This is a genomic window from Agromyces solani (genome assembly GCF_058349925.1).
This window is the reverse complement of sequence record NZ_JBYRER010000001.1, coordinates 1282162-1296820: the sequence shown is the minus strand read 5'-3', so window position 1 is coordinate 1296820 and position 14659 is coordinate 1282162. Positions and strand designations below refer to the sequence as shown.

11 protein-coding genes are annotated in these 14659 nt (G+C 71.7%); 5 read left to right on the top strand and 6 right to left on the bottom strand.

Going from position 1 to position 14659, the window contains the following annotated elements; translation table 11 throughout:
* Positions 1–37 precede the first annotated feature (37 nt).
* A complete protein-coding gene (locus AC3RJ7_RS05970) occupies positions 38–658 on the top strand; it encodes a TetR/AcrR family transcriptional regulator (RefSeq protein ID WP_491454893.1) in 621 nt (206 codons plus the stop codon).
* On the opposite strand, the gene AC3RJ7_RS05965 is transcribed toward AC3RJ7_RS05970, so the two are convergent.
* The 4 genes from AC3RJ7_RS05965 to AC3RJ7_RS05950 are packed head-to-tail and all read right to left on the bottom strand — an operon-like array spanning position 628 to position 4624.
* On the bottom strand, positions 628–1782 hold the full coding sequence (locus AC3RJ7_RS05965) for an ABC transporter ATP-binding protein (protein ID WP_491454892.1): 1155 nt from the start codon (positions 1780–1782) through the stop codon (positions 628–630). The genes AC3RJ7_RS05970 and AC3RJ7_RS05965 overlap by 31 nt on opposite strands.
* Positions 1779–2621 (bottom strand): ABC transporter permease, encoded by an 843-nt coding sequence (locus AC3RJ7_RS05960; RefSeq protein ID WP_491454891.1) that lies wholly within the window; start codon positions 2619–2621, stop codon positions 1779–1781. The genes AC3RJ7_RS05965 and AC3RJ7_RS05960 overlap by 4 nt, the downstream gene beginning before the upstream one ends.
* Positions 2614–3516: an ABC transporter permease gene (locus AC3RJ7_RS05955; protein WP_491454890.1), complete on the bottom strand. Its 903-nt coding sequence runs from the start codon at positions 3514–3516 to the stop codon at positions 2614–2616. The genes AC3RJ7_RS05960 and AC3RJ7_RS05955 overlap by 8 nt, the downstream gene beginning before the upstream one ends.
* Before the next feature lie 4 nt (positions 3517–3520).
* The gene (locus AC3RJ7_RS05950; RefSeq protein WP_491454889.1) at positions 3521–4624 is read right to left on the bottom strand and encodes a polyamine ABC transporter substrate-binding protein; all 1104 of its coding nucleotides are present in this window, start codon (positions 4622–4624) and stop codon (positions 3521–3523) included.
* A gap of 120 nt (positions 4625–4744) precedes the next feature.
* Here AC3RJ7_RS05950 and AC3RJ7_RS05945 point away from each other — a divergent pair, with 120 nt between their 5' ends.
* From AC3RJ7_RS05945 to AC3RJ7_RS05935, 3 genes are all read left to right on the top strand, one after another.
* Positions 4745–5947, top strand: coding sequence for a hypothetical protein (locus AC3RJ7_RS05945; RefSeq protein WP_491454888.1), 1203 nt, complete (start codon positions 4745–4747; stop codon positions 5945–5947).
* Positions 5911–6906: an SIS domain-containing protein gene (locus AC3RJ7_RS05940; protein ID WP_491454887.1), complete on the top strand. Its 996-nt coding sequence runs from the start codon at positions 5911–5913 to the stop codon at positions 6904–6906. Before AC3RJ7_RS05945 ends, AC3RJ7_RS05940 begins: the two co-directional genes overlap by 37 nt.
* A gap of 95 nt (positions 6907–7001) precedes the next feature.
* Positions 7002–8705 carry a flavin monoamine oxidase family protein gene (locus AC3RJ7_RS05935; RefSeq protein WP_491454886.1) on the top strand — a complete coding sequence of 568 codons (1704 nt, stop codon included), beginning with the start codon at positions 7002–7004 and terminating at the stop codon, positions 8703–8705.
* Between the two features lie 76 nt (positions 8706–8781).
* On the opposite strand, the gene AC3RJ7_RS05930 is transcribed toward AC3RJ7_RS05935, so the two are convergent.
* Positions 8782–10149 carry an MFS transporter gene (locus tag AC3RJ7_RS05930; protein ID WP_491454885.1) on the bottom strand — a complete coding sequence of 456 codons (1368 nt, stop codon included), beginning with the start codon at positions 10147–10149 and terminating at the stop codon, positions 8782–8784.
* Positions 10146–10715 carry an ArsR/SmtB family transcription factor gene (locus tag AC3RJ7_RS05925; protein WP_491454884.1) on the bottom strand — a complete coding sequence of 190 codons (570 nt, stop codon included), beginning with the start codon at positions 10713–10715 and terminating at the stop codon, positions 10146–10148. Before AC3RJ7_RS05925 ends, AC3RJ7_RS05930 begins: the two co-directional genes overlap by 4 nt.
* Before the next feature lie 226 nt (positions 10716–10941).
* Between AC3RJ7_RS05925 and AC3RJ7_RS05920 the strand changes: the two genes are divergently transcribed.
* Positions 10942–14652, top strand: coding sequence for a discoidin domain-containing protein (locus AC3RJ7_RS05920; protein ID WP_491454883.1), 3711 nt, complete (start codon positions 10942–10944; stop codon positions 14650–14652).
* The last annotated feature ends 7 nt before the right edge of the window (positions 14653–14659 follow it).

Below are 14659 nucleotides of genomic sequence, written 5' to 3'. Positions count from 1 at the left end.
CAGCGATACAGAGAACTCGTCGAGGAGGGGAGCCCGGATGGCGCGGCCGAAACGGCAGGAGGAGCGACGGAGCCAGCTCGTCGCGGCGGCCCAGCGGGCGATCGCGGCGCACGGCCCCGACGGCGCGCGGCTCAATCGCGTCGCCGAAGAGGCGGGGCTCACGTCGAGCGCCGTGCTGTACTACTACCCCGACATCGACGAGCTCATGTTCGAGGCGAACCGCGCCGGCATGGAGCGGTTCTACGAGGCGCGGGTGCGCATGCTCGAGCAGCTCCCCGACGACCCCGTGGTGCGGCTGCTCGCCCTCGCGAAGTCGGGCCTGCCGAGCGGCCCGGGCGACACCGAGGTGCGGCTGCTCTGCGAGCTCGGCGGCTCGGCCGGGCGCAACCCGCTCATGGCGTCGCTGCTCACGACCCTCTACGACCGCCAGGTCGGCATGTACCAGGTCGTGCTCGAGCAGGGCGCGGCGCGCGGCATCTTCACCCTCGCCCAGCCGTCGCTCGTCATCGCGCGCAACCTCGTCGCCCTCGAGGACGCGTACGGCTACCGCATCATCGCGGGCCACCCGACGATCGACCACGACGGGGCGTTCGAGCTCATCGCGGCGAGCGCGCGGCTCGCGACGGGTCACGACCTGACCCCCTCCGCCTCCTCCTGAGCCGGGTCGCCGGCGGGGTCCGCCGAGATCGTCGAGCGTGCGGATGCCTCGGCCGAGGCATCCCCGCCGGTCGATGCGTCGCGTGCGACCGCGGCGGCCCGCCCGAACCGCACGCCGACCGCGTCACCGCGGGCGAACGCGCTCGCGCCGTGCACCGAGGCGATGACCGGTGCCGCGAGGCCGGGCACCTCGATCGAGAGCGTCGACGCGCCGCCGAGGAAGTACGTGTCGACCACGGTGCCCCGGAGCGCCGCCGTCGCGGCGTCGGCCGCCAGCTCGACGTCTTCGGGGCGCACGACCGCCGTTGCGGCCACTCCGTCGGCGAGGCCGTGCGGGGCCACCTCGACCGGGCCCGCGCCCGGCACGTCGATGCGCCCGGCGCGCACGACGCCGTCGAGCAGGTTCGCCGAGCCGATGAACGACGCGACGAATCGCGTCGCCGGGTTCGCGTAGAGCTCCTGCGGGGTGGCGAGCTGCTCGAGTCGCCCGTCGCGCAGCACCGCGATGCGGTCGGCCATCGACATCGCCTCCTCCTGGTCGTGCGTGACGACCACGAAGGTCAGGCCGACCTCGTGCTGCAGGCGCTTGAGCTCGAGCTGCATCGAGGCGCGCACCTGCCGGTCGAGCGCCGAGAGCGGCTCGTCGAGCAGCAGCAGCTTGGGGCGCTTGACGATCGCACGGGCGAGCGCGACGCGCTGGCGCTGGCCGCCCGAGAGCTGGCCGGGGCGGCGCTTGGCGAGATGCGCGAGGCCCACGACGTCCATGACCTCGGCGACGCGCTTCGTCGTATCGGCGCGGCCGACGCCCTCCGACTCGAGGCCGTAGGCGACGTTCTTCTCCACCGACATGTGCGGGAAGAGGGCGTAGCTCTGGAACATCATGTTCACGGGGCGACGGTGCGCCGGCATGCGCAGGAGGTCGTCGCCGTCGATCTCGATGCGACCGGCCGCGGGCGTCTCGAAGCCGGCGATCGAGCGCAGCAGCGTCGTCTTGCCGCAGCCCGAGGGCCCCAGCAGCGCGAAGAACTCGTTGCCCTCGATGTCGAGGGAGATGTCGTGCAGGGCGACGGTGTCGCCGTAGACGGCGCGCACGCCGTCGACGCGGAGGAGGGGTGCGGTGCTCACTTCGTGGTTCCTGTCAGTCGGGTCAGTCGTTGCGCCGCGATCACCGTGACGATGCTCACGAGCAGCAGGATGCTGGCGAGGGCGTTGACTTCGGGAGTGACCCCGAAGCGCACCATCGAGTAGATGACGATCGGCAGCGTCGGCTGGGTCGGCGCGGTCGTGAAGAACGCGATCACGAACTCGTCGATCGAGAGCGTGAAGGCGAGGAGGGCCCCGGCGACGATGCCGGGCGCGAGCTGCGGCAGCGTGACCCGCATGAAGGTGCGCACGGGCCCCGCGCCGAGGTCGCGCGAGGCCTCCTCGAGGCTCTGGTCGAGGCTCGCCATGCGGGCGAGCACGATCGCGGTGACGAACGCGGTCGCGAACACGGCGTGCGCGAGGATCGCCGAGTGCAGGCCGAGCGACACCGACAGCAGCGAGAAGAACGTGAGCAGTCCGATGCCGAGCAGCAGGTCGGGCAGGATGGCGGGCGCGATCGCGAACGCGCGGATGAGCCCGCCCCGCGTGAACTTCTGGATGCCGTACGCGAGGAGGGTCCCGAGCACGGTCGCGATCGCCGTGGCGCCCGCCGCGACGACGAGGGTGTTCGCGAGGCCCTGCATGATCTGCTCGTCGGCGAACAGCTCGGGGTACCAGCGCAGCGAGAAGCCGCGCCACACGAACAGGTTCTCGGAGTCGTTGAAGCTCATCACCACGACGACGAGGATCGGCAGGTAGAGGAAGGCGTACCCGAGCCACAGCGGCACGAGGATGCCTCGCGGCTTGCGCACCGGTCGCGGTGCCGAGGCCGGGTCGGCCTCGCGCATCGCGGTCGTCGGCGGATTGCGGACGTCAGCCACGGCGGCTCCCCTCCGTCAGGCGGCGGGAGACCGCGGACTGCACGAGGATGACGAGCACGAGCATGATCGTGAGCACGAGCGCGAGGGTCGCGCCGAACGGCCAGTCGCGCGCCTCGAAGAACTGGTCGCGCACGAGGTTGCCGACCATGATCGTCTTGCCGCCGCCGATGAGCTCGGGGATCACGAAGTTCGACATCGCCGGGACGAAGACGAAGATGCACCCGGTGAGCGCGCCCGGCAGCGAGAGCGGCAGCGTGACCGTGCGGAACGTGCGCCACGGCGTCGCTCCGAGGTTCGTCGCCGCCTCGCGGAGCGAGGGGTCGAGCTGCTGCAGCGAGGCGTAGAGCGGCAGCACCATGAGCGGCAGGTACATGTAGAGGAGGCCGACCACGATCGACTGCGGCGTGTAGAGCATCGCGATCGGGTCGTCGATGAGCCCCAGGGACTGCAACCACTGGTTCACCCAGCCGGCGTTGTTGAGCAGCAGGATCCACGCGTAGGTGCGGATGAGGAAGTTCGTCCAGAACGGCAGCACGATCGCGACGAGCGCGACGGTGCGCCACTTCGGCGAGAGGCCCGCGATCGCGTACGCCATCGGGTACCCGATGAGCAGCGCGAGCAGGGTCACGACGAGCGCGATGAGCACCGACTGGCCGATCACGCCGAGGTAGAGCGGCTCGAAGAGCTTCACCCAGTTGTCGAACGTGAACTCGAACACGATGCCGCCGAAACGGCCGCGCTCGAAGAAGCTGTAGAACGCGAGCAGGCCCACCGGGATCGCCATGAAGACGATCAGGAATCCGAGGCCGGGGGCCAGGAACGGAACGGGCGCGAGCCCCCGTCGCGTGCGCGGTGCGCGCGCGACGGGGGTCGGCCGGTCGAGCGTCGACGTCACGGCGTCAGTTGGTCGCCAGCACTTCGGCGTTGAGGTCGACGTACTTCAGCGAGTCCTCGCCGAGGTCGACGATGACCTCCTGCTCGAAGAGCTCGTCGACCGTGATGCCGAGCGTCGGGTACTGCTCGACGAGGGCGGGGTCGAGTGCCTCCATCGCCGCCTGGTTCGGCACCTTGTAGAGGATGTTCTCGGCGACCCAGGTCTGCACCTCGGGGTCGAGGATGTAGTTCACGAAGGCCATCGCGGCCTCCTTGTTCTCCGAGCTCTCGAGCACCGTCATGGTGTCGACCCACAGGTCGGCGCCCTCCTCGGGGATCACGAACTCGATGTCGGGGTTCTCGGCGATGCCGTAGTTGCACCAGCCGTCCCACGCCTCGACCAGGGCCGCCTCGCCCGAGACGAGCTTCGAGTAGAACGTCGTGTCGTCGTAGGCGAGAAGGGTCGGCTTGGTCTCGAGGAGCTGCGCCTTCGCCTCCTCGAGCTCGGCGTCGTCGGTCGTGTTGAGCGAGTGACCCTCGAGCTTGAGCGCGGGCATCGAGAGCCAGCGGTCGGTCGAGAGCATCGTCGTCTTGCCCTCGAGCTCGGGCTTCGGGTTCAGGAGGTCGCCCCACGACGTCGGCGCGAACCCGGTGAGGTCGGGTCGGTAGCAGAGGCCCGTCGTGCCCCACGCGTACGGCTCGGAGTACACGTTGCCCTCGTCGTAGTCGAGTTCGAGCGCCTCGGGGTAGAGGTTCTCCTCGTTCGGGATGAGCGACTTGTCGAGCTTCGCGAGCAGCCCCTGCTCGCCGAGCGCCTGCGCGTACTGGCCCGAGACGAACGCGACGTCGATGCCGGGGTCGGCGCTTGCGGTGAGCTTCGCGACGATGTCCTCGTTCGTGGTGTGGTTCACGATCGTCGTCTTGACGCCCGTCGCCGCCTCGAACTGCTCGGCGAGGTCCTCGGGGTAGTAGTCGGCCCAGATCGACACCGTGAGCGACTGCTCGCCGAGGTCGGCGTCGGGGTCGAGCGTCTCGCCTCCCCCGCCGTCACCGGTGGAGCACGACGTGGCGACGAGGGCGAGCGCGAATGCGCCGGCCGCAGCGGCGGCGATGCGACGGGTCGAACGCATGGGGAACCTCCTGCAACATTGGTCAAGGTTGAGCGATTGTTGCATCGGTCATCAAGAAATGGCAATGGCCCGGAGAAAACACTGGAGCGGGGTTTGCCGAATAGTTATAATCCGAATTCAATGAACTCGACGATGAGCAGCGGCTCGACCATCAGCGGCGCAGAGCCCGTCGTCGACGGGCGCGCGCTGTCCGTCGACGACGACGGCGCCGTGCTCCTCGACGGGCGTCGCCCCGCCGCCGGCGACGGCCTGGCCCGGGCGCTCGCCCGTGCCGTCGGCGGCTATTCGGTCGAGGCGGATGCCTCGGAGCGCGCCATCACGGTCGACCAGACGAACGTCTCGGTCATCGTCGACGAGCGGCTCGTCGTGAAGCTCGTCGGGCGATGGGGGGCCGCCGATCGCGCCGGGGCCCTGCTCGAGCGGCTCGCCGCGGCGGGATCGACCGACGTCGACCGGCTCGTCGGCCGGGTGGAATGGCGGCACCCGTCGCTCGGCGTCTCGACGATCGCGATCGTCACCGAGTACCTGCCCGGCGCCGAGGACGGCTGGACCTGGGCGGTCGACGACGTCGTGTCGATGCTCACCTCGGGTGCCGAGCCCGAATGGCCGGCGCTCCTCGGCACGCGCGTCGCGCGCATCCACGAGGTGCTCGGCGCGACGGCGACGCCGTCGGGCGACGACGCCCCGGACGCGAGGCTCGCCCGCGCCGACGACGCCCTCGCGCGGGCGCTCGACGCGACCGACGCCGCCGACGGCGAGGTCGGCGCGCGACTGCACAACCGCCGCGACTCGCTCGCACGAGACATCCGCTCGCTCGGCGGCACCTCGGCCGGCCTCGAGTTCCCGATCCACGGCGACCTTCACGTCGGCCAGGTGCTCGCCTCCCCCGACGGAACCGGGGGGCGACGCTACACCGTCATCGACTTCGACGGCGACCCGCAGTTGTCGAGCGACGACCGCGAGCGCGCCGACGCGGCCGCACGCGACGTCGCGCACCTCGTCGTCTCGCTCGACCTCGTGGCCGCCGTCGCCCAACGACGGCTCGGCCGCGCCGACGACCGCGCGTTCGCGTGGGCCGACCGGGCCCGGGCGGCGCTCCTCGACGCCTACGTCGCCGAACTCGCACGGCCGGAACTCTTCGACGAATCGCTGCTGCCCGGATTCTGCGCCGAGCAGCTCGTCGCCGAACTGCACTACGCCGACCGGTTCCTGCCCGTCTGGCGCTACGCGCCCGACGCCGCGATCACGCACCGCCACCCTTCGACCGCCGAACATCCGGAGACCCCGTGGACCCCACCGCCTTCCGTGCCGACCTCGAGCTGATCCCCCACTCGCTCGGCGAGCTCGCCGACGCGCTCGACGCCGGCCTGCCGGGCCTCGACGACGTCGCCGCGCTCGCCCGGTCCGGGGTCGATCGCGTGCTCGTCGTCGGCATGGGGTCGAGCCGGTACGCCGCCGACGTCGTCGCCCGCCGTCACCGCGCCGCCGGCGCGAACGTCGTCGTCGAGCTCGCGAGCACCGAGCTGCTGCCGCCGCCCGCACCCGGCCTCGTCGTCGTCGCCGTCTCGGCGACGGGCGGCAGCGTCGAGGTGCTGAACGCCGTCGAACGCTACCGCGGTTCGGGCCGGCTCATCGCGATCACGAATCGGCCGGCCTCGCGCCTCGGCGAGCGCGCCGACGTCGTCGTACCCCTCGTCGCCGGCACCGAGGCATCCGGCATCGCCTGCCGCACCTTCAGGGCGACGTTCGCGGTGCTCGACGCCGTGCTGCACGCACTCCGCGCGGTCGACGTGGCGCGCTTCGACGGCGCCGTGCTCCGACGCGCCGCCGACGCATCGGCCGACCTGCTGGCGACGTCGACGACCTGGCTCGACCCCATGACCCGGCTGCTCGCCGGCCCGTCGGGCACGTGGACGCTCGCCCCGGTCGAGCGCCTCTCGAGTTCGCAGCAGTCGGCGCTCATGCTGCGCGAGGTGCCGAGGGTCGGCGCCTTCGCCTCGGAGACGGGCGACTGGTCGCACGTCGACGTCTACCTCACCAAGACGCAGGACTACCGCGCGCTCGTGTTCGCCGGCTCCGCCTGGGACGCCCAGGCCCTCGAGTGGATGGCCTCGCGCGGGTCGCGGTTCGCCTCGGTCGGCCGGGAATTGCCCAGCGCCGAGCTCGTCGTGCGCCACCGGCACGACGACCGTCCCGACGTCGCGACGCTCGCCGAGGTACTCGTCGGCGAACTCGTCGCGAACCGGATCCTCGACGGAGAGGGGGTTCATCAGCGCGCCTGATGCCGCGCCTCAGACCCCGGCGCACCCGCCGGCCGGCATCGCACTCTGCTCCATGTTCAGCACCGCTCCACCCATACGGAACAGCGAGGTTCATCATGCAGGCAACTCCCCGCGGCACCACGCCGCTCACCGCACGGATCGGCTCGATCCTCCGCGCCCACGGCGAAGCCGATCGACGCGGCATCCCCGTCGACGAGGTGCTCGGCGAAGCCGCCGAAGTCCGCGCCGAGGCCGCCGGATCGAGTCGGCGCGCCGGCGCCGTATCGATATCATCCGCCACGGCCGCCGACCGACCGAAACCGCCGCCCAGCCGGCGCGACGCCCTCAGGGTCGCGGGCGTCGCCGGTGCGGGCGCCGCACTCGCGCTCGCCGCGACGCCCATGCCGGCCGCGGCCGCGGCGGCCAAGCCCGCCCCGGCCCCGACCGTCGGCATCGTCGGCGCCGGGCTCGCGGGCACACGCGCCGCGCACTGGCTCTGGCGCACGAAGGGCATCGCGTCGACGCTCTTCGAAGGCAGCGCCCGAGCCGGCGGCCGTTGCTACAGCCTGCGCGACCACTTCTCCGACGGCATCGTCGTCGAGCACGGCGGCGCGCTCATCAACACCGACCACAACGCCATCCGCAACCTCGCGTCGAACCTCGGGCTGAGCCTCGACGTCGTCGCGGGCGGCAGTTACAACGGCTGGGTCGACAAGTACCGCATCGACGGGGCCGACTATCCCTACGACGACGCGAACGACGACTGGGGCGAGGTGTACCAGGCGATGAAGGCCGACCTCGCCGCCGCCCCGTACTGCCAGACGTACGACGTGCACACGGCCGCCGGTGTCGCCCTCGACGAGATGACGGTCGACGACTGGCTCGCGGCGAAGGTGCCGGGCGGGCTGTCGAGCCGCTTCGCGAAGCTCATGCAGTCGAACGTCATGGCCGAGTACGGGCTCGAGTCGCACGAGCAGTCGGCGCTCAACCTCGTGTACCTGCTCGGCTGGAACGCGCAGAACAGTCTGTCGCCCATCAACGGCGCCGACGAGAAGTACATCGTGCGCGGCGGCAACGACCAGATCGTCACGCGCATGCTCTCGGAACTGCCCGCCGGCACGGCCCGCTACGGCCACGAGCTCATCGCCGTGAAGCGGAACGCCGACGGCACCGTGCGGCTGAGCTTCAAGGTCGGCAACCAGACCGTCGACCGGACGTTCGACCGCGTCATCCTCGCCCTGCCGTTCACGACCCTCCGCGAGTGCGACCTCATCCAGGCGGGCTTCTCCGCGCACACGCTGCGCGCGATCGACGAGCTCGGCCTCGGCGCGAACGCCAAGGTGCACGTCGAGGTCTCGCACCGGCCGTGGGTCGAGCAGGGCTACGGCGGTGCGGCCTACACGAACCCGTCAGGGTTCCAGTGCGGCTGGGACGACACGGCCTCGCATCCGCTGCCGATCGGCGTGTACAACTTCTTCCCCTCGGGCGACCAGGTGAAGGCGTGGTCGGGCCAGCCTTTCGGAGTCGCCCCCGCGACGCAGGTGCAGGGGCTGCTCGCCCAGCTCGAGCCGATCTTCCCCGGCGTGACGGCCGCGTACACGGGCAGGAGCTACCGCGACTTCTGGTGGGCGAACCGCTGGTCGCACGGGGCGTACACGTGCCAGCGGCCCGGGCAGTACACGCAGCTGTTCGGCGCGGGTTCGACGCCCGAGGGCAATGTCCACTTCGCGGGCGAGCACACGAGCGTCGAGTACTACGGCTTCCTCAACGGTGCCGTCGAGTCGGGCGAGCGCGCGGCGAAGGCGGTCGCGCTCTCGTGAGCTGAGGCGGGGCGTCCGCGGGGCGGGGGCATCGTGGATGCCTCCGCCTCGCGTCGGCCGGCGCGAGATCGGCGTCCTACTCGCGTTCGCCGACGGGCGCATCCGGGTCGATGCAGTCATCCGCCTCCGCGGGGCGCCCGGGAAGGTCGCGGCGGCGGAGCCAGGGCTGGCACCAGGAGACGGCGTTCGACAGGAGGGCGACGACGCCCATCGCGAAGATCACCGGCGCGGGCCCCCACTGCTCGGCGAGGATGCCGGCGAGGAGCCCCGCGATCGGCATGCCGGCGAAGTTCACGAGCTGGGCGCTCGTGCTCTGGCGCGCGAGCATGTGCTCGGGCACGTACGACTGGATCCAGGTCCGGCGCAGCACGTTCGCGGCGACGATGCCGGCGACCGCGAGGGCATTCGCGACGACGACGATCCAGAGGACCGGGCCCGGCTGCGCGAGCGCGAGCAGCGGCAGCATCAGCCCGGCGCCGGTGAGCAGGATGCTGATGCCGCGCGCGTCGCCGAGCCTGCGGCCGAGCCACGGCGCCACGAGCGCGCCGACAACGCCACCGATCGAGGAGATCGCGAAGACGGCACCGATGGTCGCGGGGTCGAGCTGCAGGTCGCGACTCAGCCACAGCACGAGGATCGCCTGCTGCCCGATGAGCCCGAAGTTCGCGACGGCGCCCTGCAGCACGAAGAACCGCACGATCCGATCGCCGAACACCACCTCGAGGCCCGAGCGCACCGCCGCCCACAGCGGCTCGCGCGACGGCTTCGCCGCGACCGGATGCGGCTGCATGGCCACGAGGCACACGAGCGAGATCGCGAGCCCGATCGCCTCGCCGAGCATCGCCCGGACCGGGCCGACGAGCTGGCCGACGAGCCCGCCGAGACCCGGCCCGACGCTGTTCGCCGCGTTCTCGGTGCCGAACAGGAGGCTGTTGGCGACCGGACGGTCGGATTCGGGGACGATCCGCACGAGCAGCTTCGTGTAGGCCGATCGGAAGGCGATCGTCGCGGTGCCCACGACGAGCGCGACGAGCACGAGCTGCCAGAGGCTCAGCACACCGAACAGGGCCGCGACGGGCACGGAGAGGTATGCGGCGATCGAGATCGCATTCGCCCCGATCATGACCGCGCGCGGCGAGCGGCCGTCGACCCACGCGCCGATGGGCAGGCCGACGACGAGCCACGGCAGCCACGTCGCCGCGGCGATCACGCCCATCCACGTCGCCGAGGCGTCGAGCCGGTCGACGGCGATGAGCGGCAGCAGCACGCTCGTCATCCCCGCCCCCGTCACCGACGCCGCCTCGCCCGACCACAGCAGCAGGAAGTCCCGGTTGCGCCAGACTCCCCCGCCGCGCGGCGCACGCGACGACTCGGTGACGGCCGGTTCGGCGACGAGCGCGTCGCGGGGCCGCGGCTCGGCGTCCGCCGTCTGTTCGACGCTCACGGCCGGTTCGGGAACGCGCGCGCCCAGACGAGCACGGCCTCCCGCCCCTCGGGGTCGCGGCCGCTGAACGAGCGGAGCACGGCTTCGAGCGCCTCGCCGAGCGCGGTGGCCTCGGCGGGGGTGAGCCACATCCGCGACTGGTGCGCGAACGCGACCTCGGCCCATTCGGGTCGGTCGTCGCGCTCGGCGAGCCACTGACGGGCCTGGGCGTGCTGCTGCTCGAGCATCTGCCCTTCCACCGCGTCGGCGACGACGCGGGCCGCAGGGTCGGAGAACCCGCTGGAGGACCACCGGATACCGCGTTGCGCCCGCTGCCACCAGTGCTCTCGGGCATCGCGGGCGAGTTCGGGCGCCTCGACGACGAGGCCCGCGCGGGCAAGGATGCCGAGGTGATGGCTGACGCTGCCGATCGCGACGCCGGCCTTCTCGGCGAGCATCGAGACCGTCGCCGGCCCGTCGACGGAGAGCAGGTCGTACAAGCGGTTGCGCAGCGGGTGCGTGAACGCCTTCAGCACATCGGCGTCGACGATGTCGCGGATGCCGTCGCGCTCCTGGATGGGTTCCATGGCTCCACGATAGATGCACAAGCTTATTTGTACAAGCCTTCTTGTGCATACTCGGGGCCTCGATCACCGGCGCCAAGGTCCTCCCGAAGCACTTCTTGACGACCCGCCCGCGCCCGGGTTACTCTTGCCGCAGCCATCCTGACAGCGCTGTCATTCCGCATTCCCGGACGCGACTCCTGTCGACCGCACGTGGCACCCCGAAGGCCCGCCGAACCCAGGAGACACCATGGCCCCCTCCGGCCCCACCGCCGCACGCCGCGCGAAGTCGCCCAGATGGCGTCGCACCGTCGCCCTCGCCGTCGGGGCGGCCCTCGCCGCACCACTCGCCGCCTTCGCGCCCGCAGTCCAGGCATCGGCCGCCCCCGCCGTGCGGACCGCCGCCTTCGGCGCCCCCGATGAGATCGCCGCCGACTACTACGCCGCCCTGCTGCGACACACTCGGTGGGTGAACACGGTCTGGGACCCGGCGATCAACGCGTACCAGTTCAAGGACTTCAACTTCGCGGTCGTGCTCGGCAACGCCGTGATCGTCACGCACGGCGACTACGACGCCGAGATCACCGGCATCTCGAAGGACCAGCTCACGCAGCGCACGGTCGACACGATCCGCTACTACGCCGCCAAGAACCGCTTCGTCGACCCGAACGGCACCTGGGGCAAGCGGATGTTCTGGGACTCCACGTTCCAGTCGTACTTCCTCGACGCCGGACGCGTGCTGTGGGACCGGCTCGACGCGACGACGCAGCGCAACCTCGAGACGATCGCCGTCGGGCAGTCGGCCTACACGTCCGACCTCGACCACGGCGACGACCCCCTCTCGGGGTCGTGGACGGCCGACTGGCCCACCGGCAAGCACGTGGGCGACACCGCGCAGGAGGAGGCGGGCGTGTACACGCAGGCGCTCGCGCCGGGCCTCGCCTGGGCGCCCGACCACGCCGACGCCGACCGCTGGAACGAGCAGCTCGGCGACTGGGCGCGCAACGCCGCCGGCCAGCCCACCGCCGACCTCAACAACCCGGCCGTCGTCGCGGGCAAGCCGGTGTCGACGAACACGATGCAGACGATCTACGACACGTACCTCGTCGAGAACCACGGTTCGTTCGGGCCGCACTACCAGTCCGACATCTGGCGCTCGGGCGGTCGCAACGCGATCCAGTTCATCCTGAACGACCAGCCGATTCCCGAATACCTCACGCACCAGCCGAACTCGGCCGAGCTCTGGCGCTCCATCGAGATGGTGATGTCGAACCAGGGCGAGCCGTTCATGCCGATGGTCAACGACCGCGAGTACCTCTACGGCCGCGACGTGATCCCGATGGCGTTCCTCGGCCAAGTGCTGCGCGACCCCGACGCCGTGCGCGCCGAGGCGAACATGGCCGCGTCGCTCGAGGCCTACCAGGCGTACGCGCCGGTCGACCGGCTCGCCAAGTTCTCGGGCGAGCCCAAGTACGAACCCGAGGCGCGCGCCGAGATCGCGATCTCGTACCTGCTGCACGTCGAGGCCGCCGAATCGGCGGAGGGCGTCGTGCAGCCCACGCCGCAGGACGAGTTCTTCGCCCGTCTCGCCGGTGTGCGCGACTTCGGCGCCGGCCCCGGTCTCTCGGTTCAGCAGTCCGCGAACGCGTGGGCGGCGGCATCCAGCAAGAAGGGCTTCCTGAAGTTCCCGTGGGTTCCCGGCCACGACTCGTGGCTGTTCGCGCTGTCGGGCTCGACCCCGTACCTGTATCCGAACTCGGCGGCGACCGTCGCCGATCGGCGCACGAGCACCTACACCGGGCCGCGCGACGGCTTCGAGGGCACGGCATCCGTCTTCCGCATCGGCGACGGCTACGCGGGCCAGGCGACGCTGCCAAGCGGGGCGGCGCTCTACGCCTCGACCGGCGCCGGCTGGCAGGACGGCACCGTTTCGGTGCGCAACCTCGACCTCGGCGGCTACAACGACCTCGACGGGTCGCGCACCTACTTCACGGCCGAGGGATCGGCCACCGACACCCTCCCCGTCGTGACGCCTCCGAACCCGGCCGACGCGAACGCCGCACGCATCGACGACCTGTCGTTCGACCCGGTGCCGGCGCGGTACGTGCGCATGCAGGGCCAGCAGGGCAACGCCCGCTACGGCTACTCGCTGTACTCGCTGCACGCCTACGGCACGGGTGACGAGGCCACGACCGACCTGGCCGCCGGACGCCCCGCAACCGCGTCGAGCGAAGACCCGGCCCGCCGGGCCTCGACGGTCACCGATGCCGACCCCGCGACCCGCTGGGCCGTCGCCACGGCCGAGCGCACGCGTGCGGACTCGTGGATCCAGGTCGACCTGGGCGCGGAGCAGACCGTCGGCTCGGTGCGGCTGGCCTGGGAGGTGAGCGCCGGTGAGCGCTACCTCGTCCAGACGTCGTCGGACGGCCGGACGTGGACGACGCAGACCGCCTACACCGGCGGCGCCGACGCCAACGTCGCACGCCTCGACACGGTCGACCTGACGCCGGCGGGAGCGACCGCGCCGGCTCCGGTCGAGACGAGGTTCGTGCGCATGCAGGGCGTGCTGGGCGACCCCGCCTACGGCTACTCGCTCTACACGATGCGCGCGCTGACGCCGACCGGCGTCGACGCCGCAGCGGGCAAGCCTGCGACGGCCTCGAGCTCGGACACGGGACGCGCCCCGTCGAACGTGACCGACAGCGACCCCGCCTCGCGCTGGGCGGTGTCGCGCGCCGAGCGCACCCGCGCCGATTCCTGGATCCAGGTCGACCTCGGCGCCCCCACCGCGATCGCGCAGGTGCAGCTGGGCTGGGAGGTGTCGGCCGGTCGCGAGTACCGCATCCAGGTGTCGGCCGACGGTGAGACCTGGCAGGATGCCGCGAGCTTCCGTTACACGGGCGACCAGGTCACCACGACCGAGGGCTCGTGGATCAACGTCGAGGGCAGGGCCGGCTACGTCGTGCGGGGCGGGCAGGCCCCGATCACCGTGTCGAGCGAGAAGGAGGGGATCAACACCGTGCGCCTCGGCGGCGGAGACCGCCCGATGCTCGTCGAGATGGTGCCGGGCGACGCCGCCGCGACGGCCGCTCAGGATGCCGCGCCCCAGCCGAGCGCCGACGGACTGCTCGTGAGCTCCCTCGACGGCTACCTCACGGCGTTCAACCTCACGGCCGCCGACGTGACGACCGAGGTCACGATCCCCTACGCGGGCGACGACGTGTCGCTGTTCGCCGGCGACCAGGTGCTCGGGTCGGATGCCTCGACCCTCACCGTGACGGTGCCCGCAGGCGACGCCGTCGTGCTCGCTCCGCGAGCCACGGTGCCGACCGCCGCCGCTGAGGTTGCCGGCGTCTCGGTGTCGGTGCTCGACGGCCGCACGATGCGCGTCGCGAGGGTCGACCTCGGAGATGCCCGAGCCGAGGCATCCACCGTCGCCGCCCCGCCGACGCTCGACGTGACGAACGTCGAGACCGGCGAGACGCGGACGCTGCCGGTCGGCAGGCCGGACGTCGCGGCCGCCGCGACGTTCCCGGGCGCGACGGCGTTCCCGGTGCCCGACCTGGCGCTCAGCACGATCACCTTCCCGGCGTCCGTGCTGCCCGAGGGCATGACCTCGCCGCAGGGCGCGGTCGACGACGACACCCGTACCGCGTGGACGCCGGGTCCGGACGGCCGAATGGTCACCGACCTGGGTTCGGCGCAGCCGATCGGCACCGTCACCACGCTGTGGGACGGCGACGGCGCCCCGGCGGCCACCGTTTCGGTGAGCGACGACGGCATCACGTTCCGAGAGGTCGGTTCGATCAAGGCCGACGCGACGCGCGGGTCGGTGGTGGTCGACGCGACCGCGCGCTACGTGGCGCTGGCCACCGAGTGGACCGAGGCCGACCCGAGTCTGACCGCGCTGCGCGTGCTCGTTCCGGGGGTGATCGAACGCGGCGGCCGAGTGGGTCAGTGAGCGCTCC